20 protein-coding genes are annotated in these 26425 nt (G+C 55.3%); 9 read left to right on the top strand and 11 right to left on the bottom strand.

What is annotated here, in order from left to right:
- Window positions 1-3 precede the first annotated feature (3 nt).
- Both SV7mr_RS06535 and SV7mr_RS06530 read right to left on the bottom strand, forming a co-directional pair.
- Window positions 4-1227, bottom strand: a complete 1224-nt coding sequence (locus SV7mr_RS06535) for a DUF6576 domain-containing protein (RefSeq protein ID WP_145270333.1) — start codon at window positions 1225-1227, stop codon at window positions 4-6.
- Between the two features lie 371 nt (window positions 1228-1598).
- Window positions 1599-1778 (bottom strand): hypothetical protein, encoded by a 180-nt coding sequence (locus tag SV7mr_RS06530; RefSeq protein WP_145270331.1) that lies wholly within the window; start codon window positions 1776-1778, stop codon window positions 1599-1601.
- Window positions 1779-1943: 165 nt separating this feature from the next.
- On the opposite strand from SV7mr_RS06530, the gene dnaG reads away from it, so the two are divergent.
- Both dnaG and SV7mr_RS06520 read left to right on the top strand, forming a co-directional pair.
- Window positions 1944-4055, top strand: a complete 2112-nt coding sequence (gene dnaG / locus SV7mr_RS06525) for a DNA primase (RefSeq protein ID WP_145270329.1) — start codon at window positions 1944-1946, stop codon at window positions 4053-4055.
- A gap of 322 nt (window positions 4056-4377) precedes the next feature.
- Entirely contained in the window at window positions 4378-6063 is a 1686-nt protein-coding gene (locus SV7mr_RS06520; protein ID WP_145270327.1) for a sigma-70 family RNA polymerase sigma factor, read from the top strand.
- 95 nt (window positions 6064-6158) lie between these two features.
- Here the strand turns inward: SV7mr_RS06520 and SV7mr_RS06515 are convergent, their stop codons facing one another.
- Complete coding sequence (locus SV7mr_RS06515) at window positions 6159-6971, bottom strand: FHA domain-containing protein (protein ID WP_145270325.1); 813 nt, start codon at window positions 6969-6971, stop codon at window positions 6159-6161.
- Window positions 6972-7220: 249 nt separating this feature from the next.
- A complete protein-coding gene (locus tag SV7mr_RS25140; protein ID WP_419188184.1) occupies window positions 7221-8189 on the bottom strand; it encodes a ThuA domain-containing protein in 969 nt (322 codons plus the stop codon).
- Window positions 8190-8352: 163 nt separating this feature from the next.
- Between SV7mr_RS25140 and SV7mr_RS06505 the strand changes: the two genes are divergently transcribed.
- The 4 genes from SV7mr_RS06505 (at window position 8353) to SV7mr_RS06490 (ending at window position 12355) form a co-directional block, all read left to right on the top strand.
- Entirely contained in the window at window positions 8353-9351 is a 999-nt protein-coding gene (locus SV7mr_RS06505; RefSeq protein ID WP_419188183.1) for a class I SAM-dependent rRNA methyltransferase, read from the top strand.
- 112 nt (window positions 9352-9463) lie between these two features.
- Window positions 9464-10315, top strand: a complete 852-nt coding sequence (larE, locus tag SV7mr_RS06500; RefSeq protein WP_145270322.1) for an ATP-dependent sacrificial sulfur transferase LarE — start codon at window positions 9464-9466, stop codon at window positions 10313-10315.
- A gap of 7 nt (window positions 10316-10322) precedes the next feature.
- Window positions 10323-11951: a protein kinase domain-containing protein gene (locus SV7mr_RS06495; protein ID WP_145270320.1), complete on the top strand. Its 1629-nt coding sequence runs from the start codon at window positions 10323-10325 to the stop codon at window positions 11949-11951.
- A 173-nt stretch (window positions 11952-12124) separates the two neighbouring features.
- Entirely contained in the window at window positions 12125-12355 is a 231-nt protein-coding gene (locus tag SV7mr_RS06490; RefSeq protein WP_145270318.1) for a hypothetical protein, read from the top strand.
- 37 nt (window positions 12356-12392) lie between these two features.
- Here the strand turns inward: SV7mr_RS06490 and SV7mr_RS06485 are convergent, their stop codons facing one another.
- Window positions 12393-13322 (bottom strand): aldo/keto reductase, encoded by a 930-nt coding sequence (locus SV7mr_RS06485; RefSeq protein WP_145270316.1) that lies wholly within the window; start codon window positions 13320-13322, stop codon window positions 12393-12395.
- 86 nt (window positions 13323-13408) lie between these two features.
- The gene (locus tag SV7mr_RS06480) at window positions 13409-14752 is read right to left on the bottom strand and encodes an outer membrane protein assembly factor BamB family protein (RefSeq protein WP_145270314.1); all 1344 of its coding nucleotides are present in this window, start codon (window positions 14750-14752) and stop codon (window positions 13409-13411) included.
- 416 nt (window positions 14753-15168) lie between these two features.
- Here SV7mr_RS06480 and SV7mr_RS06475 point away from each other — a divergent pair, with 416 nt between their 5' ends.
- Window positions 15169-18114, top strand: coding sequence for a hypothetical protein (locus SV7mr_RS06475; protein WP_419188182.1), 2946 nt, complete (start codon window positions 15169-15171; stop codon window positions 18112-18114).
- A 155-nt stretch (window positions 18115-18269) separates the two neighbouring features.
- The gene (locus SV7mr_RS06470) at window positions 18270-19307 is read left to right on the top strand and encodes an aldo/keto reductase (protein WP_145270309.1); all 1038 of its coding nucleotides are present in this window, start codon (window positions 18270-18272) and stop codon (window positions 19305-19307) included.
- A gap of 57 nt (window positions 19308-19364) precedes the next feature.
- Here the strand turns inward: SV7mr_RS06470 and SV7mr_RS06465 are convergent, their stop codons facing one another.
- Together SV7mr_RS06465 and glpK are read right to left on the bottom strand one after the other, a co-directional pair.
- Window positions 19365-20900: a glycerol-3-phosphate dehydrogenase/oxidase gene (locus tag SV7mr_RS06465; RefSeq protein WP_145270307.1), complete on the bottom strand. Its 1536-nt coding sequence runs from the start codon at window positions 20898-20900 to the stop codon at window positions 19365-19367.
- Complete coding sequence (gene glpK / locus SV7mr_RS06460) at window positions 20900-22393, bottom strand: glycerol kinase GlpK (RefSeq protein ID WP_145270305.1); 1494 nt, start codon at window positions 22391-22393, stop codon at window positions 20900-20902. Before glpK ends, SV7mr_RS06465 begins: the two co-directional genes overlap by 1 nt.
- Window positions 22394-22707: 314 nt before the next feature.
- On the opposite strand from glpK, the gene SV7mr_RS06455 reads away from it, so the two are divergent.
- On the top strand, window positions 22708-23430 hold the full coding sequence (locus SV7mr_RS06455) for a SpoIIAA family protein (protein WP_145278136.1): 723 nt from the start codon (window positions 22708-22710) through the stop codon (window positions 23428-23430).
- A 124-nt stretch (window positions 23431-23554) separates the two neighbouring features.
- On the opposite strand, the gene mnmC2 is transcribed toward SV7mr_RS06455, so the two are convergent.
- From mnmC2 to SV7mr_RS06440, 3 genes are all read right to left on the bottom strand, one after another.
- Window positions 23555-24349 carry a tRNA (5-methylaminomethyl-2-thiouridine)(34)-methyltransferase MnmC2 gene (gene mnmC2, locus SV7mr_RS06450; protein WP_145270303.1) on the bottom strand — a complete coding sequence of 265 codons (795 nt, stop codon included), beginning with the start codon at window positions 24347-24349 and terminating at the stop codon, window positions 23555-23557.
- Window positions 24350-24565: 216 nt separating this feature from the next.
- Window positions 24566-24856: a WYL domain-containing protein gene (locus tag SV7mr_RS06445; RefSeq protein WP_419188181.1), complete on the bottom strand. Its 291-nt coding sequence runs from the start codon at window positions 24854-24856 to the stop codon at window positions 24566-24568.
- Between the two features lie 519 nt (window positions 24857-25375).
- Entirely contained in the window at window positions 25376-26356 is a 981-nt protein-coding gene (locus tag SV7mr_RS06440) for a sugar phosphate isomerase/epimerase family protein (protein ID WP_419188180.1), read from the bottom strand.
- Window positions 26357-26425: the final 69 nt, after the last annotated feature.

The raw sequence follows: 26425 nt of genomic DNA, 5'->3' as shown, positions 1-26425 counted from the left end.
GGCTTATGAATGGCGATCTTGAAGCGTTTTGCTGACCCGCTGGAGCAGTTTTCGCTCCTGGTCGCTCAACGATTCGATGCCGCTCTTGCTGACCTTTTGCAAGACGGCATCCAAGCCCTCTGCATCCCGCGCCTCTTCCTGCTCGCGCTGCATCACGATGCGCAGCTTGCGGCGGCGAAGAAACATCTGAAACCTGGACTTGGCTCGCGCGATCAACCCGGGCCCTGAAACACCGGGTCCTGAAACACCGGGTCCTGAAACACCGGGTCCCGATCGCGATGAACGATTCACCGCATCGTCATCCAGGCCTTCCCACTCGGCATCAAAGTGATCCAAATCAACGGACGTCTGCAGGTAACGCTCCGCTGGATCATTCTGCGCGACGTACAACGACTGCACCCAAAGCTGCACATCGTCGCTGCCGCTGGAAATCAGCAGCATCATTGCAACCACCGCCAGCATCAACCAACTTGGCAAGTAAGCCTGACCGCCGCTCACCAATGCCAAAGCGGCGGCAATCATTGTGATCGAAGCAATGATCCGCAGTGATCGTCGGACAAACCGTACCTGACCGGCTTCACCGTGATTTGGAGCCAGAATCCAGGCCATGGAAACCAATGCCGAGCGACCTTGATGCCGCGGCAGGGGAAACAACTGACAGGCAGTCTGCAAGATAAACATCCAGGCGGCTGCCAGATAACAGGTTGCCGGTGAATCCAGCCCCATCCCTGGCCGACTCACCTCGGCCCACCACTGGCTGATCTGCCAATCAAACCAATCGAACTTCCAAAGGTGCATGGCAAAGCAAGCACCGGCGAACAAAACCAGAACCGACATCGACAACACGGCGGCGCACAGATTCTGCAATGCAGTCCAGGGGCGCGGGCGATGCAGGGGATAGGAAAGCTCGACACCGATCAGACCGATCGACAGCAAACTCGAGCGAGCGTTGGTGCGCAGATGCAACCACAGGTAGGTCGACGCCTGCACCACCCAGCCAATGATCCAAGCGGTCACAGCAACCGCCGTAATCACGGGCAAGTCAGCGTCTCCTTCACGATGCCGAAGCAGCGCGACCAACGCGACCAGCAGTCCCAAGGCGATAAACACCGAATAAGAGACACTGATTGGCAATCCTCCGACACGGCCAAGCGTCAACGACCAGCCGCGATCGGGCTGGGGATCAAAGGATTCTGTCGGCTGGGAATCGAGACCGTAAGGAGACATCTCTCACGCCGAGAACGACGGGAATGGAAAATGGGAGGAGGGGCTGTTCTAGAATACCCCAAAATCTTTCTCATTTGGATTCCTACGCACACATCCGAAAAAATGTTTTGCGCCCGGCCATCCCCCAGCGAGCGAGTCTGCGACAAATTGAGGGGCCAACGGGGCCGAAAACGCGGCGGCGGCGGAAAGGACAGCGTCTGCGTAAGAGCGGGAAACTTTTACGAATTGGCAAACATTGCGTGTGAAACTGGTCTTGACGGGATGGCCCCCGATCGTGAAACTCGACACGCTCGTTAGTGAAACATCGTTTCGACTCGCCCTTTGGTGAGCGGAGTTGTGTTACGCTGCAACGGAGTGCATGTGATCGAAATTTACCCGCCAGCTTTCTTCGGAAAGTCTTGCCAGCGCTCAGCGGGTTCCTGAACGCCAAATTTGGCTTCAGAGAATTTGTCCAGGAGGGCAGCTGAGTCACCGTGTTTCTTGTAAACACGAACCACTGGCACGGGTGGACCGATCCGGATGGTTTCGCCACAGCTGTGTTGCGAACCCATTGAAGCGTCAAATCTAACACTAACAAACGTTCCATTCGCACGGTCACTTGTTGGACCTCCGTGGTGGATTCAGTGTTGTGAATGTTGCATTGCCCTGAGGGCTTGCTGCATCAGACGCTTCGATGGAATCGTGATCAGCCAAGAACAGCGTGATGCTGCGCCTTTATGTTGGACTTTGACCTTAAAGAACGGGTACGAACAGCGATCGACATCGTCGACGTTGTCAGCGCTACGCTGACCGTAGTGCCCAAAGGCCGAGTGCTCGCTGCGCACTGTCCCTGGCACGATGATCGCTCCCCCTCGTTGACGATCAACCAGGAACGCCAGAGCTGGAAGTGCTGGGTCTGCGACATCGGTGGCGATGTTTTCAGTTTTGTCATGAAGCGTGATGGAGTGGACTTCGTCACGGCGCTAAAAACCCTGGCCGAGCAAGCCGGCATCGAGTTCCAGCGCGGCCCCCAAGCCAAACCCGGTTCGGCACAAGACAAATCAACACTGCTAGCCGCCGTGAAAGCGGTTTCTGAAGCCTATTACCAGCAGCTTGATTCGCCCCAAACCGACGACGCCAAGATCGCGGCCGACTACTTAGCCGGCCGAGGCATCGACGCCTCCTTGCGCAAACAATTCCACATTGGCTTTGCCCCTGACTCCTGGGACTTTGCGACCTCTTTATTAGCCAAGCAAAATTTTCGACCTGAGATCGCAGCGGCAGCCGGAGTCGCACTCAAACGTCGAGAAAAAGAAGGCAGCTACGATCTGTTCCGCGGTCGCTTGATGTTCCCCATTCTCGACATGCAGCATCGCCAGATCAGCATGGGCGGACGAGTGATTCCAGAGATCGCCAAACGGCATGGTGATCGAGCAGGCGGCAAATACATCAACGGCCCGGAAACATTATTGTTCCGTAAGTCCCAACAACTCTACGGCCTGGACCAAGCACGCGAGGCGATTCGCAAATCAGGTCACGCCTTGGTCATGGAAGGCTACACCGACGTCATCGCCGCACACAAAGCGGGCCTGCAATCCGCAGTCGCTGTACTGGGAACAGCACTCGGTAGCGACCATGTCAAACTGCTGAAACGACTGACCCAGCAAGTCTACTTGGTCCTCGATGGCGATGCGGCCGGACAGCGACGTGCCGAAGAAGTGCTGGAACTGTTCGTCAGTGCCAACGCGGACCTGCGAGTCATCACGCTTCCTGAAGGAATGGACCCAGCGGACTTCTTGGAACAGCACGGCAAAACGGCTTTTGAAGCACTGCTGAAAAAGGCGCCCGATGCGCTGCAGCACAAACTGCAAACCTTAACCGCAGGAATCGACCTCACGCACGACACCCATGCGGTCACGACTGCCATCGACACGGTGACAGGCATCCTGGGCAAGGCCAAATCCCTTGACCCCATTAAGCAAGACCAGATCCTGCTACGGCTTTCCAAGACGTTTGGCATCGGCATTGAGCGGCTGAACGAAAAACTTCAAGACAAACGGCAAGAAGCTCGGCGGCGGCAAAACAACGCTGCCAAATTTAGCCAAGCCAAGAAACACGCCCCCCAAAACGGCAACCAGCGCGCGGGATCACCCCAGCAGGCCCAAACCAATCAGCAGGCCCAGCCACCCGATGCAAACGGACTGCACGCAGGTGTCCCCGTTGACCCCAACCAGTTGCTCTCAGAAATTGAAAGCGGCGATGATCACGTCTGGCATGAGACGGGCTTTGCCCCGGCCCAGTATGGCGCTGTCAATGAACCATTGCCCCCCGGATCCACTGTCGATTCATTCGGCGGATCACCGGGCAATGCCTCCGCCAGCGAACGGGAACGACCACAGTACCAACCGCTCTCGGGCTTGGACAAAGAGCTCCTGGAGTCAATCATTGAATCCCCTGGTTTGGCTGCGATGGCAGTCGAGGCGATTGACCCTGAATGGCTGGACACCTGGACAGCTAAAACAATCTTTGGCATCTACCAGGAACTCGAATTCGAAGGCAGGGAGCTCGATGTTGAGTCGCTGATGCTTGCCATTGAAAATGAATTTTTAAAAAATGAAATCGCAACCTTACAATTCACCTTGGTCGAAAAGAGCAGTGCGTCAACACTGACACCTGAGCAGCGTTACCAAGAAGTGATGAAACAGTTTGGCAAGCGACAAAGCGAAGCCGAACGTCTTCGTAAGATTGCTGATCTAGAGTCAGCATCGCTGGAAGCGGACGAAGAGCTAGAGGTATTAAAAAACCTTTTTGACACCGAACGCAACCGGCAACAGCTGGACCAATCTTAGAACGAACCGTATAACTTCTCCGCCCGAACATTTCACCGCACCCCTACGAGACACCACGCTAAAGCATTTCCGACGACGCTAGCAACGTCTTTTCAATTCAATTCGGCAATCGATGATCTTACCGAAACGTGACAGGTCCAGGCCGGCCTGTCACACTTTGCAACAAATCAAAACTTCCCGCACCCCTTTGATTTGTGACGGTTGATTGACCCAACGAACGTTCGTTCCCAAAGTCAAATCATCCGACAGGCAACAAGATCATTTGCCACCCCGACCCAATCCAAATGCCCTTTGCGGCGACTTAAACACGAGGTTTTTAGTCATGCTATTGATGGATCAAGAACTGGCAGATTTGGTTGAGCAGAGCTCTCACCAAGGCTATTTAACATACGATCAGATCGGCACTTACCTTCCCGACGAAGATGCCGGACCAAGCAAACTAAAACGCTTGATCGAAATCATCGAGAGCTTACAAATCAAATTGGTCGAAGGACCACCAGCGGGCAGTCGCCTTTCTCGCAACGCTGGCGTTAACCTGCGTGATGTGCCAACCGAAGGCGCTGAATCACGAACCTTGGACGGCGAATCCAACGAGACTCTGGGAGAGCTGCCAACGGCGGAACTCAATCGCACCAGCGATGATCCCATTCGCATGTACTTGAGCCAGATGGCGGAAATTCCGCTGCTGAGCCGCGAGGACGAAATCTCGCTGGCCAAGAAAATTGAAGTCACCCGTCGACAGTTTCGCCGCAGCCTGCTGACCTCTGACTACGCTCTGCGACACACCGTTGACACGCTGCACCGCGTGCACAAAGGTGAACTGCCCTTTGATCGCACCATCAAAGTCTCGCTGACCGAGCATTTGACCAAAGAACAAATCTCTGCTCGCATGCCGCACAACCTGCGAACCTTAGATCACCTGCTAGCTCAGAATCGCAACGACTTCGAACTGTTGGTTCGCAAGAGCACGCCCGCTCGTTTGAAAGCCGAAGTCCGCCGGCGCTTCATCGCCCGTCGGAAAAAGGCCATGGAACTTGCCGAAGAGCTCAGCCTACGCAGCCGCCGCGTCACCCCGATGCTGCAACGCCTGGAAGAGTTTTCTGAACGGATGAACAGCATTCGCGCCCGACTCGGGTCGCTGGGCCATGATGCGATTGGCCGCGACGAAGCAGCTGACTTGCGATCGGAACTTCGCGAACTGATGATGCTGACCCAGGAAACACCTGAAAGCCTGCATCGCCGCGTCACCGAAGCACGCAAGCACTTTGAACTGTTCGAAGAGACCAAACGCCAACTGAGCAGTGGCAACCTGCGCTTGGTTGTTTCGATTGCCAAGAAATACCGCAACCGTGGCTTGTCTTTTCTGGACCTGATCCAAGAAGGCAACACAGGACTGATGCGTGCAGTCGATAAATATGAATATCGACGTGGCTTCAAATTCAGCACGTACGCAACATGGTGGATTCGCCAAGCGATTACGCGCGCGATCGCGGATCAAGCGCGGACCATTCGGATCCCCGTGCACATGATCGATGTGCTCAGCAAACTGCGCCAGGCCCAAAAGACGCTGACTCAAAACCTGCGTCGTGAACCCAGCTACGAAGAAATCTCTGAGGCCACTGAGATCCCACTGGACGAAGTCCAACGAGTGCTGGACATCGGTCGCAATCTAGCCAGCCTGGACCGCCCCGTCGGCGAGGGCGAAGACAGCAGCTTTGGTGAATTTGTTGAAGACAACGACAACCTGAACCCGGTTCACATGGCCTCCAATGGACTGCTGCGTGGCAAAATCGACGAGCTATTGAAAACGCTCACGTTCCGTGAACGCGAAATCATTCGCCTGCGTTACGGCCTAGTCGATGGCTACAGCTACACGCTGGAAGAGTGTGGCAGAATCTTCAAAGTCACTCGCGAACGCGTGCGACAAATCGAAGCCAAAGCGGTCGCCAAACTGCAAAGCCCAAGCCGAGCAGATCGACTGGCATCCTTCATCAAGGTTGCTGCCTAGGCGACACCAGAGTAAGAAACGTGTCAGTGACAGTGAAACAACGCCTGGGTGCTCGTTAGCGAGTCGCCCAGGCCACCACTGGCCACAGGTCGAGCTTATTTCTTGAGAAAGCTCTTCAGCGCTTGATTGGCCGCATCGGTTGAGTCAGAAGGCCCCTTCTGACGCAAGTGATTCGGCAGCTTCCCTGGCTCCGCCCCCTTTTTCTTTTTCAACCAACCGGTGCCCCAACCAGCGGACTCTTCTGACTCTTCAGTGGAGCCCTCTTCAGCGCTGGGGATCTCTTCAGTGCTCTCTACGGCGGTCGCATCCTTGGGCGACTCGGCTGGCTTGACGCTTGCCTGTTTGGCTTCGTCCGGCTCTTTGTTTCCAGTGCTTGCTTTCTTGGCCTTGGAAGGTGGATTAGGCGACGGCTTGTTATCGGGCTTGATCTCCTTGGTTTGAGTGGCTGCATCCGGCGCCCCCTCGTCAAACAGATCCAATCGCGACGCCAATTCATCCAGTTCGCTGAGTAATTTATCAGCTCCCTTGTGTTGTGGAGACACGATGGCGCCGGAGACCGTTGACAGATCGACCTCAGCTGGAACGTAAGGTTGCTTTGTCTTTGCGTCGCGCACCGACACACGAAACGAATACTCACCGACCTGAATCATGGCATGATGAGCCAATGCAACCGGCTGCTCCGGATTCAAAACAACACCTTCGACCTCTGTTCCGTTACGGCTGCCCAGGTCGCGGAGGATGACAGTGGAGTTGTCAAAGACAACCGTGCAGTGTTGCCGACTGACAGTGCGTGACGGGAGAGTCAGGTCACAGGATTCGTGACGACCGATAACGAACGGGCTTTTGGAAACACGGTATCGTGTTCCTTTGCCATTACCGTTGGTCTGAAGTAGGGAGATATTGAACAAGGCTTGTCTGAACCGCTGGGAGTGGGGCTAACCGATGATCCACTTCGTCGGTTAACACAACGGTATAGTTTACGACGATGAAGATTCGGCGAACTCTATACGACCACTTTAATGTTCATTGCCCAGACACCACTCTGCAGGACTAGCCCAGTGGAGATTCTTGCCAGAATGAACGGCAAAAGAGCAATCCCAGCCATGCCTGGCGGCTGAACAACACGCCAGGCATCGGAATTGTCACAATCATCGCCGTTACTTCGCGGCGGGTGCCAAAGCCGAAACCAAGTCCGCGGCGTCGTCGGTGGGTGTCGCATCTGCAGCGAGGTCGCCCAATGCATACTGAATGCCGTCGAGCATGTGCTTAACGATCACCGGGTTAGCGAAGGTATCCTCACGGTGGCCAAAGTTGGTGTAAAAGACTCGGCCTTTGCCGGCAGTGCGAACCCATGACACAGGCACTTCGCGAGGCCCATCTTTGATTCGGCTAGAGACGGCTTCTTGATTCATGTCCAGGCTAACCAAAACCCGCAGCACACCTGTCCCAACATAGGATTGTGGGTTGTATTGATAGATTTCATCGGTGTGCCAAAAGCCCTTGCCCTCAAACGCTGCGTTCAGGACGTGCTTGGAATCGTCTAGCTTAAATGCCCATTTGCCACCGGCTCCCCAGGGGTGTCCGGCAAAGGTTCCACCAACGATCGCCAAGCAGTCAGGATGACGATTGAAGTTGTCACTGGCAGCATGAAATCCAGCCAGTCCACCGCCCTTGGCAATGAAATCCAAGAAAGCGTCACGTTGCGACGGCTCTTTGAATTGCATGTGAGTGGTGTTGTTCAGCAAAATCGCATCGTACTTGGCAAGGCGATCCGCAGTGAAAACGTCGTAGGTGTCAGCAAAATCGACCTTGAAAGCGCCGGTCTTTTCAGCCATCTGCTTGACGCTTTCGTTGGCGTGCGGGATGGACGTGTGAATGAATCCTTCACAGCGATAGAACACCAACACACGGCGGTCTTTTTTGGGTTTGGCCGCTAGCTTCGCTGGCACTGCGGCCGCGATCTGCTGTTGCTGACTCTCAGTTAACGGTTTGAAACGACCGGTTTTCTTTTGAATCCACGGATCTGCCTCTTGGGCGGAAACACTTCGCGTCGCAGAGGCTGAAAACGCAGCCAGCAACAAGACAGGCAGTGAACGAACCAGAAAACTCTTCAATTGTACAACCATGCTTGACCTTCACGTTGGGTCTAGAACAGACCGCTGGGGCGGGGGTGGGTAGTTTGGTAGGGAAAGACCGACTGACGTTTGGTGACAAATCGGCCTTGGAGTTGCTATTCTAACCCAGCCGACGCCGGCTCTGCATAAACTGCCAGAAGAAATTCGGACCAAAATGGCACCTCAGCTGACTCCACCGAAAACCAACCGATACCAGTTGCTGGATTTCGGAGCGGGCCGAAAACTGGAATCGTTCGCTGGCTGGATTGTCGACCGACCGTCACCGGCTGCTGAACGCGGCAGACGAACCGCTCCCGGTCGCTGGAAACAGGCTCACTGCCGATTTGACCACGGCAAGCAACGCTGGGTCCAGCAAACCCCTTGGCCGAACACGGACCAGCCCCAACCGCCCACTGCCAACACCCAGGAAAGTGACTGGTGCGTGGATTGCGGCGGCTTTCAAATGCCTGTGCAAGCCACACCCTATGGCCATGTGGGCCTGTTCCCAGAACAGAGCCCCAACTGGCAATGGCTGCTCAGCAACGGTCCTGTCAATCGCGACGATCGGCAAACCGAAGCGACTGGCTGGGAAACTCCCGAGAGAGCACCAGCTGATGTTGTTAAAGAGAACCCCCACGACAAAGGATTGAATCTGTTTGGGTACACCGGTGCCAGCAGCATGGCGATGGCAATCAGCGGACTGCAGGTTGCTCATGTTGATGCAGCGAAACCGAATGTCAATTCAGCACGCCGAGCCGCAGCCATCAATGGCTTGAACCAGCATCCGATTCGCTACCTGGTGGACGACAGTGCCAAATTCGTCGCCCGAGAAATCCGCAGGGGCAATCGCTACCACACCATCGTGATGGATCCTCCAGCATATGGGCATTCGCCCACCGGAAAAACGTGGCGGATTGAGCGTGACCTTTGGCCACTGCTAGAGAACTGCTTGGGACTGTTGCAAAGAAATCAGTTTCGCTTGTTGATCACGGGACACTCGCCTCAGGTTCAGGCGGCAGACGTGCTAGACTATCTACAAAGCAAGCTTCCTCGTTTGACGACAGTGAAGTGGAATGACAAACGGCTTCACAAACAGCACGGTCGTCTGTCCTTGATCGACCAAGAACAACGCAAATTGGACGCGGGGTTCTTTGTTCGCCTGCAGTTTGCTTGAGTGGCACAGCCAACAACTCACTCAGCGTCCCATTTAATCAAAGCCACTCCTTCAATTCATCACAACGGCCGGTCAACGGTGCTGTTGCCAATCACCCAGGAGACGAACGACGGTGCCTAACGCAGACAACGCGCAGCGGTTGATTGCCTGGTTTAAGGACCACTCCAAAATTGCGGTGGCCTTTTCTGGCGGTGTAGACAGTAGCGTCGTCCTGGCTGCGGCGTTAAAGGCCAATCCGGATCACGGTGAGCGGGTGATCGCAGTCACCGCGCGGTCGCCCAGTGTGGCCAACTGGCAGTTAGAAACCGCGACCCAGGTGGCTCAGGAGCTAGGCGCTCAACACGTTTTCATCGACACCGATGAAGTCACTCGCCCCGCCTACCAAGTCAATGACTCCAAGCGTTGCTATCACTGCAAGTCAACACTGTACGAAGCGTTACAGAGCATCGTGCACGCGAAAGTCGGTGATGCCTCAGCGACCATCGTCTCGGGGACCAACCATGATGACTTAGGCGATTATCGGCCGGGGATCGCCGCTGGCAAGGAAGCTCAGGTTGCCACCCCATTGGCCGACTTGGCTCTGGGCAAAGCACAGGTCCGCGACCTGGCCCGTTTCTGGAAGCTGTCCAACGCCGAACTCCCCGCCTCACCATGCTTAGCCAGCCGAATTGCCTACGGAGTCCAGGTGACGGTTGAACGCCTGAGCATGGTAGAACAAGCCGAAACATTGCTGCAAAAGTACGGCTTACACGACTTTCGCGTTCGATTACACGAATCTCAGCTCGCTCGGATTGAAGTTCCCGCCGATCAAATTGAAATGTTTTGCCAGTCCGCAATTCGTCATCAACTGGCAGCACAACTCACCCAGATTGGATTTCAATACGTTACCCTAGACTTAGCCGGCTTTCGCAGCGGCAACTTGAACTCAGCCTTGGTTGCGATCGAACTTCCCGCTTCCTCTTGATACCTTCATGACCTCATCGCAATCACCCGATCCGGACGCGCCCCATCTGGATCCCAGCCATGCTGACACCACGGCTCAAGGCGCGCCCCCACACAGCCAATCAGACACGCTGTATGGTGCCAGCCTGGTCGGTTCTCGGCTGGCGGACTATGTGATTCTTAGTCGCCTTGGCAAAGGCGGGATGGCTGATGTCTATTCTGCGCGGGACATGAACCTTGATCGATCCGTTGCGATCAAAGTCCTGCGGTCAACGCTGGCGAAAGACGACGACTACATCCGGCGTTTTCGGCGTGAAGCAAAAGCGGCTGCGAAGCTGAATCATCCGAACATTGTCCAGATCTACGATGTGGGACAATCGAGCTCCCTGTACTACATCGCTCAAGAACTGGTTGAAGGCCAAAACCTAAAACAAGTCCTTGAATCCAACGGTCCGCTCAATCCAGAGCAAGCCATTGATGTGCTCCTGGGTGTGGCTTCGGCGCTTGACGCTGCTGCGATCAATGGCATCACCCATCGCGACATCAAGCCCGAAAACGTGATGCGTTCAAAGACCAATCTGATCAAGGTTGCGGACTTTGGGCTGGCCCGCTTAGGCAATGACGCCGATGGCAGTCGAGCCGATCTGACGCAGGCCGGATTGACACTGGGCACGCCGCGTTACATGAGCCCCGAACAAGTCCAAGGCAAACCCGTCGACCCTCGCAGTGATCTGTATTCACTGGGCGTGATGATGTATCACTTGGTCGCCGGACAGCCTCCGTTTGGTGCCGATGACCCACTGGCATTGGCCTTTGCACACGTCAATGAGACACCGCAACCACTGGATCGCGTCCGTGGCAACAAAGAGATCCCTGAATGGCTCATTGGGATCATCAGCAAGCTGCTTCGCAAGAACCCGGCTGATCGTTTCCAATCGCCGGGCGAACTGCTTGAAGCCTTGATCGGCGCCGAACATGACCACGGTTCCGGAGCCAGACGATTTGCTGGTGCGGCTTCGGCGACCGCTCATTTACAACGCATTGCGGATCTTCAAAAACGCCAGACCAAACGAAGGTACTTGCAGATTGCACTCGGCCTAGCGATTCCATTTGCGTTGCTCGGCGCGGGTTATTCGATCGGTTCGGCCTTTAGCACGCCGCCCGTCTCACAGCTCCTGCAACCCTCGACGGTTCCTGCCCAACCAACGGTCGAAGAGCAGTACATTGAAGCAATGATCCAGAACACCGTTCCAGCTTGGCGAGCGATCTCACAGCACTTTCCACCGGAAGAAAACGCCAACAATCAATCGTACTCCAGCAAGGCCAGTTTACAGCTCTCGCGGCTCTACCTGGAGCAACGACGCCCCGAACAAGCTCTGGAGACGGCCAACGCGATGCTGGGGAACAGGGCCACTGACCGCAAGTTTCGGCTCATTGCACTTGCCTACCGTTTCCAGGCCGCGCAGACGCTGAAAATGGTCAGCGAACAGACCAAAGCCCGACAAGCATTTCAGACCTTGTACCAGGAACTCGACGAAACCAACCCGTCCGCCATTGAGTTGCTCAATCGAGCGATTTCGCGTGAACGCCAAATGACGCTCGGGTTGACGCCAAACATTCCCGCCAGCGACGAGCGATCGACCCCAACAACCAGCTGAAACGCGGCTGCCCAGCAATCGCACTCGGGCTGGTCGACCGGGCAGATGTTATCCTAGAGTCCAGCCTTCTGTTCTGTGATTGTGCCGTTGGGAATTTCCAATTTTGTGAAGTACAATACAGAGCTGTTCAAGCAATCGCTGCCTGCTAGCCTTCAGAAATCCGACTGATCACCATGCTGTACTTCACCCTTTGGACCGTTGTCATCGTTGTCTGCATCATCGCTGTTCCGGTTGCTGCGTTACTTGATCCCGCCCAAAAACGTGCCAAAGAAGCTCGCCGCGAGGCCCAAGAGCAACAGGCTGCTGCAGAACAAGCCGCGATGGAGCAGGGTGCAGTGGCAGAGCCAGCGGCATTGGAGCCGATGGCGAACAACGACTTTGGCAACGACCCGTTTGCCAGCTAGAACGTCTTTGGAACGCCAATGGCCAACTGTCAGACAATCACTGCAGACAGGTCTGCTGGACAATCGCGTTGACTGCTGCGACCAGATCATCGCTCAGTGCGGTAGCGTGACAGGTTTCCAAGACCTGTTCTGGATAGCGGGCTCCAACCAGAGCTCCGGCAACCCCGTCTTGAGCCAGCGCCCAGCCGATCGATAGCTTCGCGACCGTGGTGTGATGATCTGCGGCAAGCACCTCCAGGCGATCGATTGCCTGATGCACCTGCTCGCGCTGTTGTCCCTGAAAGATCTCGTAACCTGGTCGACTGTCGCCTTCGGCAAACTGATGGTCTCTGCCAATCTTTCCGGCAAGCAACCCCTTCATCAGCGTCCAAAACACGAACGTTTGGACTTGGTTGTGCCGGGCCCAATTCAACCATTCTGGCGTCTGCTGGCCTTGCACCAGGTTCAATGGCCCCTGAATGGCCTTCAAAGGCGCGACCTGGGCGAACTGTTGGTATTGCTCCATCGATGCGTTGCAAAACCCCAGCTGCCGACACAGCCCGCGCTGCTGCAGCCTGAACATCGCCTCGGCAGACCGCTCGACCGGCACCTGTGAATCAGGGCTATGCAAATAGAGCACATCGAACCCGTCGATGCCCATCCGCTTGAGCGACAGTTCAGCATCCGCAGTGAGTTGCTCAGGAGAGGCATCGACATAGCGCTGACGACTGGGTGTCCAACGCTGGCCGACTTTGCCCATGATCGTCAATTGCTCACGCTCAAGACCGACACGGTTGCTGGCAAGACACTGTCCCAGATAGCAATCACTTTCACCCTGATAGCCGTAGCTAAACGCGGAGTCAAACGCGGTGACTCCACAATCAAGCGCCGTGTGGATTGTCGCCAAGGCATCATGTTCGGTCACCCCCACGGTCGTCACACCGGCAATCGGCCACAGTCCAAGCACAATGCGAGGTGAAGCGTTCAACGCAATCTCCTGAACTGACAAGAAGGGCTATGCAGAGTTCAAGCGGTTTAGGGCTAGCGTGCCGATTCAACCGGCCACATCGCCTGCTAGGGGCTGATGCGATAAAGCATATTCTTGGTTCGCACCAACAGATCATGCTCGCCAACCGGGACAGGACTTGCCACTGTAAAGGCTTCGTCGTCATCAATCTCATTTTGGCTGACGACCTCAGGAGCCTCAGCGTCCAATGGCCCGACCACGAACGTCACTGCACTTTCATCGATGAAGTACAGGTGATTGCCGGCAATCAAAGGCGAGCTGCTAAAGCCTTGGCGAGACTTCGGAGTTTTGGTTTCCCAAAGGGTTTCACCTGATTCCAGGTCAACCGCTGTGATTCGCCCGCGTGTCGCTTTGGAATCGCCACACACGTAAACCCGTCCATCCAAAACGGCTGGAGTCGCCACATCACTGCCAAACTTTTCGCGATGCCACAGGATGCTGTCGCGGCCTTTGCCGGCGATCACATCACTGATTCGACAAGCGGTCACGGTGTCGCCGCGCGAGTAGGGACAGATCACAACGTCACCGGAAACGACGGGTGAGGAAATGGACCGGAAGTAACCATTTTCTGTTGGATTGAAGCCACCGACTCGACCGAGTTCGGCGCCATCCGTTGCCGAGTGGATGGTCAGCGTATCGGCGCCCATGACAGCGATCTGATTCTTTTCTGGAATCGCAACTGGCGTCGAATAGCTTTGTGCGGCCTCACTGGGTGCGGGCGTTTTGCGATCCACTTTCCAGGCCATTTTTCCGGTCTCGCGATCAAAGGCAACCAAGTAGCTAGGACCGGTCTGCATGACCGCCACAACGACCAAATTGTTGATCAGTGTGGGACTGGAGCCCAGATCCCACCACAAGGTGTCCTCGCCAAACTCTTTCTGCAAATTCACTTGCCACTTGATTTTGCCTTCGGTGTCCAAGCAAACCAAGGCACCGCTTCGGAAGTAGGTCACCACGCAGTTGCCATCGGTGACTGCAGAAGGGTTGGCGCCACTGCCTTTGCGATGCTTACCGCCCGCGTCATCACTGACCTCGGTTGACCAGAGCATTTTGCCGCTGTCAACATCCCATGCTTGGACGTGATTTTTGCCATCGAGACCGGTGGTAAGAAACGCTCGATTGCCAGCGATCACGGGCGTACTGCCACCGGAACCGGGGACTTCCACTTTCCATTTGACACCCTGGGTTTCCGACCATTTCACTGGAAACCCTTTACCAGGTGCGACGCCGTTTTGACCGTTACCGCGCCACTGCGACCAACTGGCCTGATCGGCTGCGGAACTCAACTGAACAGGCAAGCAAAAAGTCGCAAACAAACACAGCGTCGATGAAAGCGTTTTGGTAAGCAGGCGACGCAAAGATTTCACGGAAAGCTGAAGCGGTATGTTCACAGATCAACCGAGTTAATGGAGGGCAAAAGGCGGGGAAGCAAAAACTGTCTCATTGGCGATGAAAACCAACAGGTAGATGATACCACAGTTCGCCCTCGGTCCGCGACCGGATTGACAAGCAAAATCCCTCACTCACACACCCGCCAGGCGAGGGTCCCGCCGGGCAAACGAGCATGTCCCCACCCCCAAAAGAGCTTTCCGACACCGCTTTTCGTCCCCAGCGAGACACCAAGGAATTTTCCCAAGAGGTATACTGCTGGTACGAGCAGCTGCGAAACAGGGGCAGCGAGCATCGTTACACGTGAAGTCAAAGAGCCAGCTCACCCGAATGACCTGGCGTCTTGTTGACTTCGCTGATCATCTTCGCCACTCGCTGCGTTTTGGGCATCATGGATCACGACCGCCATTTTACATTTATGCATGACGCAAACCGCTGCAAGCAAAGTCAAGCTTCGACGGCTTTGCCATGGTCTTGCAGCACCGAAGCTCGGCTGACACTCACCTTGCTATGCTTTCTGCTGGGACTCTGTTGGGCGTTTCAGCAGACCGCCAGCGGACAGGAAAGCAGTGATCCTGCCGACCTTGCGCAGAAACTCGAACGGGCCTTAAATGGGGACTCATATCGGGAACGCCAGCGAGCAACCTTTGAACTGTGGCAACAGCGCGAACAAACACGGCAAGCCGTCCGCGATGCGGAACAGTCCGGTAACCTGGAAGTCTCTCGGCGAGCCAGCTGGATTCTGAAACAATGGCGTGCAGGCATCAGCGATCAAACTCCCAAAGCACTAAGCAAACAAATTTACAGCGGCGGACTGCTGGATCGCAATCTTGACGAACTGGATTCAGAACTGCTGCTGGAAGAACTGCTCCTGGAGGGAGCGTTCGCAGCCGTTGCAGTTGCGATTCAAGAGAGCCAGGACTCAGCGGACTACGAACTGCTACTGGGCAATGTGACCGGCCTGATGTACCAGTACTATCCGCTGATCGTATCGGTCGCCGTGGAACAGTCCAAAGAGCAGCAGTTGCTGACGCTGCTCCAATCGCTCCGAACAGGCCCCTCAGGCTTGGCGATCTCGGCAATCGAGTTTCAGCAACAACTCGGCGATGCCTCGCACAGCACCAACGCGGAACCGGCAGTGGAGGATTCGCTTTGGGACAGGGATCAGGAGTCCCGCTTCAAAGGCGAATTGGCACTGCAAACTGGCAACATCGATCAAACGCTGCAACTGGCTTCTGAACGAAACGACGACGCCATCGTTCTGACGCTGCAATACTATGGGCAGCGGTGGCCAGAGTTGATCCAAAGTCAACGAGCGATTGCGGAAGCAGCTGACGCTGATCCGATGTCACAGGCTCGCGCTCAAGCCTGGGTGTTATCCGCTGCGGCTCACGCAGGTGACCGGGAAGCCTTTCAGTGGGCCAAGCAACAGTTGCTTGCCGGGTTGAAAGACTCAGAAAATGATCCGGACATGGACGCAGAAGATCGCGACAATCTCTGCGAGCTCCGTTGGCGCTTTCTAGTAGGCTACTTGGTGGTTGACGAAACAATTGAAGCCATGCGTGCCAACTGGCCAGCGAAGGCGGCGGTGGTGGCCTGCCTGACCGATCGATTTGTTGTCGCCAAAGAAATCTGTGTCGGGGACGAACCGCTGACGGCGGACTTGATTCAAGCCAAGATCAATGCGGCGATTGAAGCACAAGACAAATACTCTAAGCAAGTTGACCCGGTCCAAGCTCGCGCCTATGCCCTCCGGATTGCTCCCGAACTGGAGCAATTGTACTCGCTGGCGTTGCTGCTAAAAAATACCCATCACGCTGACTTAGCCAAGCGGATTTATTTCCAGCTTGCGCAATCAAACGTCTCCATTCCCGCATTTCGTGGTCGTGTCTCGTTATATGACTACACGCTGATTGAAATGCAGCAAGCCCTGCAGTACGACATGGTGGTCGAGCTGATCACGACGTCCAAACAAACCAGGATTAGCAGCCGCTCTCGATCCATGTTAGCGTTCTGCTTGAGTGTGAAATCAGCATCCTTTGAAACCGTCCTGGCGGCGTTAAAACGCATGCATCGCCAGTGGCCAGAGAAACAACTCGTCGGCGTCACGGCTGCGTTATTCCAAGGACTGCCTGCGGCAGGTTTTGACCCGCTAACAGATCTTGACACGTTGTTCCAAGAAATCTGCAACGCTCCCATGAGCGGACGGCGCACCTTGGGCGTGCCACAGGTGATTTACATTAATGAGCTGACCGCGGATTGTTTGGAACTGTTCGCCATCAATGAACGCGATGACTTGGTACAGACCGGCCGGCAACTGCTAGCCGATGATGGTGACGGCGAAATGTCGCTGACGATCATCAACCGCTTGATTGAGAACGGCGACTGGCTGAAAGCGGAAGATCGCCTCCAAGCCCTGGCCAATGACCTCCAGAGTGGAATGCATGAAGAAGCGGCATCACTGCATTGTCAGGCCTTGATCATCGAGATGGCTCTGGCTCGCGACCGTGGATTCACCGATCGTCAGCAAGAGTTGGAAGAGGAACTGAAGCTGATTCTGACGACACCCTCACTAACAACAAAAGAGCAGATCGCCCGTCGCCTGAGCGATCATCAGTTTTATCAACTTGCACATCACGCGTACCAGCAACTCGTGCCGGTCGCGTTACTCAAGAGCCAGGGTTTGACCAGCAATCTGTTTGGCAACATTCTTGACGGCTTTGTCGAAACCAAACAGTTCGTCGACGAGCTTGAATTAACCGTCGCGAGAGATCCGAATGCCAGCCATCACACCGCTCATCATCTTAGTGACATGGCGTTGGTCAGCGAACTCAATGCTGACGCCCCGATTCCATGGCTGTACACCTACCACGCGCAGAAACACTGGGAAGCCCGCTTGATCTCGGGCATCACGCTGCAAGACGAACCGACGGTTGCCGCAGCACTGGGTGCGCTGCAAACGCTCGCTCCGTTGGACATCAATGCAACCGACGAACAGGTTCCCGAGGTTCGCAAACTGGGGATGGCCAAGATCGCTGACGCCTACATCGATCAATTGGTTGAATCTGGCGAAGCCTATCTTGCTGAATTTCCGCTGGATGCATTGAAACTGAACAACCTGGCCTGGGCCTGTGCGGTGAACAAGATGCACTTGGAACAAGCCGTGAAGTGGTCAGAGCGTTCTGTTTTTCTAGAACCAGAAAGCGTCACCTATCGCGACACGCTGGCTGAGTTGTGCCATGTGCTGGGCGAACACAAACAAGCTTGGCAAATCGAATCCGATTGCTTGCTTGACGATCGCGGTCAGTGGCACCTTCATCAACAAATTGAAAAGTACCGCCAGGCGATGGAAAGCAAACAGTGAGCCCCCGCATCGGTGCTGCGAGTGACTCAACGGGCCGCTTTTGCGGCGAAGAACTTCCTCCAGTTCATCGGTTCAGACGCCTCCTCGCTGATTTGAAGTGATGCTAAACTGGTGCAAACAAATGATTCCTGCACCTAACACTGGCTTGAAGAATAATGGAACAACGTCGACTTGGACGCAGCGGTGTCGTCGTCAGCGATATCTGCATGGGCACCATGACCTTTGGCTTGCAATGCGACGAAGCATTAAGCCATCGAATCTGTGACACCGCCTACGAGGCGGGCATTGACTTCTTTGATGCTGCCGAAATCTACCCGGTCCCACCGTCGGCAGAGCTTTACGGTGTGACCGAGGAAATCTTTGGCCGCTGGCTGAAAACGAAACCACGTGAAACCGTGATGGTGGCTACCAAAGTGACCGGCCCTGGTCACGGCTGGTTCAAACCTCCGGTACGCCACGGCAAGACGGCACTCGATCGACGGCAAATCGTTCAAGCCTGCGAGGACTCTCTGCGTCGACTCGACACCGACTACATTGATCTCTATCAAACACACTGGCCAGATCATGGCATGCCCTACGAAGAAGTTCTGGGCGTGCTCTCCGAATTACGTGATGAAGGCAAAATCCGCGTCATCGGTGCCAGCAACGAAACCTGCTGGGGAATGATGAAAGCCTGTGCAGCGTCAGAAAACTATGACATTGATCGCTACGAGAGCGTGCAAAATAACTTCAGCTTGATCAACCGACGCTGCGAAAGTGAACTCGCCCAGGTTTGCCGCAAAGAGAACATCTCCTTGCTTCCCTATTCGCCGCTCGGCGGAGGTGTGCTAACGGGCAAGTACCAAGAGGGAACACCAGAAGGCGCACGTTTTACCGGCTATCTGAACGGAACCGGAGAACGCCAAAAGCGGATGGCCCAGCGATTCGTCAACGAACGAACGTTGGAAACCACCCGACGGCTCATTGAAATCGCTGCGGACATCGGCACCACAGTGACTGCGCTGGCAGTTGCCTGGAGCCGTCAACATGACTTCGTAGCCTCAACCATCATTGGCGCAACCTCCGTGGAACAACTCAACGAATCGCTTGAAGCTCGCGACTTGATCCTTTGCGACGAGACCATGCAGCGGATCGACGAAATTGATTTTGAGATTCCAACTCCAATGACCGAAGACGGATTGCGACGCCTGTAAGTCACTTGCCAAGCGCAACATCCGTTGTGGACACAGGCTCCGTGGCAAGTCGTCGGATCAGTCACCGGGCAAGTACCGAATGGTGAGCGATTCCATTTCGCTCACCTGCTGGGCCTGCCATTGCTGATCGCGTCCCAGTTCCACAGCCATGATTTCCGCCACCCGAGGCGCCACCGCCTGCGTGGCGCGCGCGTTTAAGAACAAGGCGCGATGACGTCGCGCCAATACATCTTGAACACACATCGCCATCTCATAGCGCGTGGCCCAAACGACTCTTGACCCGGTAAGGTCTAGATCGGGATGCAGTGCCTCGGCCAGACTCGGGTCGTCGGCCTCTATCTGTTCAATCAGCGTCTGATCTGGCGGTGGAATCGACAGAGTCTTGGTGACACAAGCGCGCTTTTCTTGCCCCGCTTGTTTCAGCACGTGGTCCACACAATCCTCGGCCATCTTCCGCACCGTGGTCCATTTGCCTCCGGTGATGGTTAGCATGCCTGAATCCGAAGCGCGAATCACGTGATCACGAGACAGTGATGCCGTGCGAGCGGAGGGATCGCCTTTGACCAATGGACGAATACCAGCAAACACGCTCAAAATATCGTCCTGAGTCGGTGTCTTTTCCAAATAGCGAGACACCGTTTCCAAGAGAAAGTCGATTTCAACCGACTGTGCTTTGGGCTCAATCACCGGTTGCTTGATCGCGGTATCCGTCGTGCCGACAATCACATGATCATGCCAGGGAACCACAAAGATCACTCGCCCATCATCCGTTTCAGGAACCATCATTGCGACGTCCGCAGGATAAAACGAGCGATCAAATACCAGGTGCACACCTTGACTGGAGGCGACCATCGGCTGGACGTCGGGTTGATCTAACTGACGAACGGAGTCACAAAAGGGACCGGCTGCATTAACGACCACGCGAGCATTGATCGCCAACCGTTGTTCCTGCAAACGATCCAGCGCCGCGGCCCCTTCCACTTGGCCGGACGCCCCATGCAAGATCTGCTCCACTTCACAGTGATTCACCAAGTGAGCGCCTTTTGCCGCCGCCAGGCGAGCCATGTCGATCAATAATCTTGAATCGTCAAACTGTCCATCATGATAAATCACGCCGGCGGCAAGCCGCTCGGCCTTGATGCCCTGACCTAGCTCACGAGCCGTTTGCTGATTCAGCATTCGACTGCGGCCAAACTGATCGCCAGAGGCTAACAAGTCATACATTTTGAGTCCGAAGCCATAATACCATTGCTTCAAACGGCTCTCGCAGGGAATCAAGAACGGCTGATCGGAAACCAAATGCGGCGCGTTGATTCGCAACAGGGCTCGCTCACGCAGCGCATCGCGGACCAGTGTGATGTTTCCTTGCCGCAGATAGCGCACGCCACCGTGTACCAGTTTGGTGCTGCGACTGGAGGTGCCAATCCCAAAGTCACCACGCTCCAGTAGAACCGTGTCCAGACCACGCGTGGCGGCATCTAAGGCCACGCCCACCCCCGTCGCGCCACCGCCAATGATCAACAGATCCCATGGATCGCTGCCACGTTCGGAGATCGCTTGCAAGGTTTTTGATCGATCAAAGCTCTCGGTCATTAATTCCCCTTCTCCCAAGCCATCGCTCGTTTGAGTGCCTCTTTCCAGCGTGCCCGCCGGACCTCAGCTTGCTGGGCCGTCAACTGAGGTTCAAAGCGACGTTCAGCCTGCCAAATCGAATGTAACTGTGCTTCATTTTCCCAAAAACCAGTGGCAAGACCAGCAAGGTAAGCGGCCCCGAGCGCCGTGGTCTCCGTCACGACCGGTCGAATCACGGGTGTTTGCATGATGTCAGCCTGGAACTGCATCAGCAGATCATTGGCCGCCGCACCACCATCAACACGGAGCTGATCAATCGGAATGCCTGCATCCTGACGCATCGCATCAAAGACGTCTGCGACTTGGAATGCGATGCCTTCCAATGTGGCTCGCCCGATATGCGCTTTGGTGGTCCCGCGCGTGATACCGACGATCGTGCCACGCGCTTCGGCATCCCAAATCGGAGCCCCCAAGCCCGCCATGGCTGGAACGACATAGACACCACCACTATCGGGCACTGATCGAGCCAGTTCCTCAACCTCAGGTGCTGAGTCGATAATCTGCAAACCATCGCGCAACCATTGTACCGCCGCCCCGGCCACAAACACGCTGCCTTCAAGCGCGAACTGATGCTCGCCCGAGACGGTGGCTGCCGCTGTGGTTAACAATCGATTGGTCGATCGCTGCGCCTCTGTCCCTGTATTCATCAACATGAAGCACCCCGTGCCGTAGGTGTTCTTGGCCATCCCATGCTTCGTGCAGTTCTGTCCAAACAGCGCCGATTGCTGATCGCCGACCGCAGCGGCAATTTTGATGGATTGACCAAACAATTCAGCCGTGGTTTCCCCATAAACTTGGGAAGAAGGCACGATGGTTGGCAGGATCTCTCGGGGAATCTGAAAAACGCCTAATAAGTGATCGTCCCAATGACCATGATCCAAGTCCATCAACATGGTTCGTGAAGCATTGGTGATGTCGGTCACGTGCAAGGTGCCGCCGCTTAACTTCCAAATCAACCAGCTGTCAATGGTCCCGAATGCCAGCTTTCCTTTCTTGGCGCGTTCGAATGCCCCCGGAACTTGATTGAGCAACCAACGAATCTTTGAAGCACAAAAATAGGCATCGATCACCAAGCCCGTCTTTTCCAACACCAGGTCCTGCAAGCCATCCACACGCATCTGCTGGCAATCACCGGCGGTGCGTCTGTCTTGCCAAACGATCGCCGGGGCAATGGGCTGACCGGTCGCGCGATCCCAAATGACGGTGGTCTCCCGTTGATTGGTGATCCCGATCGCAGTGACCTGACTGGCAGAGATTTGATTCTCGCGCAAGACCTGTTGAGCCACCGCACACTGAGTCTGCCAGATCTCGTTCGCATCATGTTCAACCCAACCGGGCTGAGGGTAATGCTGCGTAAATTCCTGCTGAGCAACCGCATGCGGGTTGCCAGCCTGGTCAAACAAGATCGCTCGTGAACTGGTTGTCCCCTGATCCAAGGCCATTACGAATGTCATCTTCCTCTCCTCACCTACGTTCTTACCGCCTAAAAGAATGCTGTCACAGGAGATCCATTCTAGGCGTCTGGCGTCCTTTCGTGTCGTCAGTTGCAGTGCATTAAGGCTGTCATAGCATTCTGCATCTCGTCGGCCAATATCACGAAATGACCACAATCAGACAGTTTCCCAACACCGGATAAGAAGCGTCCGTCAAACAACCTGTGAATAAGCTAGAACTGTCAGAAAAGAAACGCTCGCTTGCGCTCCCAGAGAAAGAAGCTTGCTGGAGAGCGATGCCTGCTAACCCCTTCGACCCAGACAAGGACATTGCCATGATTCAGTCCATCCCCGATCTACCTGATGGAACCATCGGTTTTCGGTACACCGGTAAAGTGACAGCGGACGACTATAAACAAGTGATGATTCCCACTCTGGATGAGGCGATGGAAACACACCATCACATCAAAGCCTTGGTCGTGTTGGATGATGAGTTTGATTCGTGCGACCTAGGTGCCGCCTGGGAAGACACTCGCGCGGGACTGAGACACTGGCGCGGATTCGAACGGATCGCGATTGTGTCCGACAGTGAACTGATTCGCGTCAGCGCAAGTATTTTTGGAGCCATGGCGCCGTGCCCCGTCAAATTGTTCAAAGCCAACGCACAAGACGAAGCCCGGTTGTGGCTGGCTGAATCTCTCGGATCGATTCATTTAGATCGCGATGGCGATGTGATTACGGTTCAGTTGCTAGGAAAGCTGGATCCGCCGGCGTACGAGAAAGTGGACCGCGACCTCACCAATTTGATTAGCCATACCAAACACATGAAGCTGTTACTGGACCTGCGCCAATTCGATGGCTGGTCCGGACTGACCGCCTTGTACGATCACTTGACTCTGATTCGCGAACATCGCCACAGCCCCGAAAAAGTAGCCGTCGTGGGCAGCCAAACTTGGGAGAAAGTCCTGCAACGGATCTTATCAAGATTCATCAATGCGGAAGCAAGCTACTTTGAAGCCGATCGCGCCGAAGAGGCCCAAGCCTGGCTGAGGGCATGACCGCGTGTAACGAGATCGCGTGCTTGCACGCATCGATGCTCAAAACAACACGCTATCGCAGCCCTAACGGGTGCCAAGAGTCAACTGGTACGTGCTTGCACGCACCCTATCGAAAAGCAGTGCCTCAATCGATTGGGGGCGAATCAGCTCTGGGCACTGCGTACAGAACCTCCCGTTTGCCGCCGACCGGGCCAGGAACCCGCTGCACGTCCCAGGCTGCAGCATGCAACGCGTCGCGGACTTTTCGACTGCAACAATACGTGACCAACCGGGTGTGCGGCAAAGCGACCGATCGCATCTTGGCAAAACAAGCCTCATCCCACAGTTCAGGCGCACTGCCAGGAGAAAAGGGATCGTAAAAGATTGCATCGAAGGGGGAAACACTGGCGACTTTCCAATTCAAAAGATCACCCACCACAACGGTCAACTGACGCAGTGGATCAAGTTGCCAGTGATAATCGCCCTCAGGGACTTGCGCCGGCAGTTTTTCACGAAAGGCGTTGTACTGGTGCAAGAGATCGTTTGGCGCAGCGCCGAACTCTGATCCAGCGTTGGAAAACTGGGACAGCCACTGCTGGGGCTGGAGAAAAGCGAGCGTTTGAGCGCTGATCCAATCCAGTTCTAAGGCGACGTAAGATAACGCCGCATGGTGACGCTGGGCAAGGTCCATGCTCATCAGCATTCCCATTGAAGTGCCCAGGCCAATTTCAAGCACGCGAGTGGGTTGTTGCCGCTGCAATCGCGCCGTCACGTTTGAATTGCCTAGATAAACGTGCTCCGTTTCCGCCTTGGCTCCGCATCCGCTGTGGTACAAATCATTGGTCCCCACAGACTGCAACGTATGACTACCGTCGTCGGTTCGCACGACGATTAAGTCATCTCGATCGGTAGGAAACGTTTTGCGATTGGGAATCGGCATCACAAAAAACGATCAGTGGTTATCAAAGTCCGTCCTGTTGCCTGGACACTGACACCACAAGCCATCGACCAATGAATCGCTGCGGGAAGTCTAGGCACCGTCTACGGTAACGTCCTTGTCTGCGAATGACAACAACCACTGCCTGGAACAAACTGCACTGCCTGTTGAAGACCTGCCTGTTGAAACCTGCTCCTACTCAATCCGATAGGGCCTTCATTACGCCAAGGCAACGGCGGGAATCACATGCGTCGCAGGCGCGGGCACTGTCTGAATGGGCATCGGCATCATCACCTCGGCCGCTGGCACGAGGCGAACGTCGGAACAGCGAGACAGGTAAAACTGGCGCGGCTCCTCACGGCACAAGCACAGGGCCAGCATGCGGTCGTCGCTGACGAAGCGAATCGGGCTGATGGTGCGGCGGCTCTGTTGACCTTTGCTATCGGTGTAAACCATTTCGATCACAAAGGTTTCTGAATCCATCATTGCACGTCGTAGTTCTCGTTTCATCGCACTGTTTCCTTGATTTGCCAAACGTAATGGGTTGTCTGCTGTGGCAGCGGAAGCCCTCAGGAAGCCATCCAGCAGCTGAGATGTGAGAAGTATCTCAATGGTTTGGACACAACTGGTCACGAGCAAGAAAAAACACGAGCCTCAGCCTGACACCGCAGGCTTTTCCCGGCCACAAACAGCGGGGGGGAAACGTGGCGAGTGGCCACCGGCATGGCGATCGAGCGGGGTTTTCTCGAGATTTTGCAAAGAAATGCAGGCAAAAAAAAAGGCGAGGCCGATTCCGAAGAACCGACCACGCCTCGCACGGGGGGACGCTTAAAATCTTGTTGAATTCGCGAGCCGAGTCGCGTCCGCCGAACGCTTTTAAAGTAGTTCCGAAGTTAATTGCTTGAGCACTTCATGCAGAGTTTTCTTTTTTTTCCCCGTCGCCTGAGGGAAATGCGACACTTTTGTGCCGGCTGTAACGATTCTGCGGACCAGGAAAATCAATCCACGTTGATGCAGATTAACGGCGGCCTAAGAAAGCAATTTTTGCAGCCGCTCTCGGTACTTGGGAATGTTCTCCCAGGGCGATTCGTCTTCGTACTCCAGCACGACGTATCCCTGATACTTGGCCTGCGACAAGATCTTGGCAACGCGCGGCAGGTCGGCCGGATACTTTTCTCCACTGGGCCGTTTCATGTTGACTTTCAATTGCACGTTGACGGCGTATCCCACACAGGCCTCGAGATCAGCGTAGGGGTCGTCGCTAATGAAATTCCCGGTATCCAGATTGATACCAACCCATGGGTGATCAACCTGCCGCATGATTTTTAGCAACTGCTCGGGCCGCAGATTGCCATGATTTTCAACTCCGATAAAGATGCCTCGCTGAGCAGCGTAGTCGGCACATTGCTGCAGCGCTTGGACGGCCGTTTGAAGTCGCTCGGGGTGCTGGTCCAACTCTTTGCCTTTACCTGCAAAGAATCGAATATGTGGAGCGCCCATCTCAACGGCATGATCAATCCACTGCTTCGCCGCGACGATGTCCGTTTCCAATCCCGGCCCTGCGGCTTGTGTAAAGTTGTTTCCAATGGCCGTCCCAGAAACAGACACCCCAGCAAGGAATGCATGTCGCTTGACGTTGCGAAAGTAATCCGCGTCCGCTTCGGGAGGAAAGAAGTAGCTCGTCAGTTCCGCACCTTCAAACCCCTGTTGCCCGCAATAATCAATGAACGAAAACATATCGATCGGACGCTCACCAGCGGGCACCTGACGAGGCTTACCTTTCATGAACCCAAACGATTGACGCAGCGAGTAGGCGGCCAAACTGAGCTTGAATCGCGGCTGACCCTGACGATCAAACGGCTCCTTGGCAACCGCTGGCGTGGCCGGTCCCAGAACCATTGCACTGGCCGCCACAGCGCCCGAGGCGACCATCAACTGGCGCCGGGAAAGCCCCGCAGGCGGTGATGACAAAGAGGCCTGAGACTTGGAGCGAGAGGGCTGAATCGTCATTAAAAATCTCCAGGGCGGAAAAGGGGAAAGCGCAGAACGCGATTGCCGGAAACGTGAGCAGAGCAGGGT

Source organism: Stieleria bergensis (assembly GCA_007745635.1).
Lineage (GTDB): Bacteria > Planctomycetota > Planctomycetia > Pirellulales > Pirellulaceae > Stieleria > Stieleria bergensis.
The sequence above is the reverse complement of the archived record's forward strand: the minus strand, read 5'-3'. Positions and strand labels throughout refer to the sequence as shown.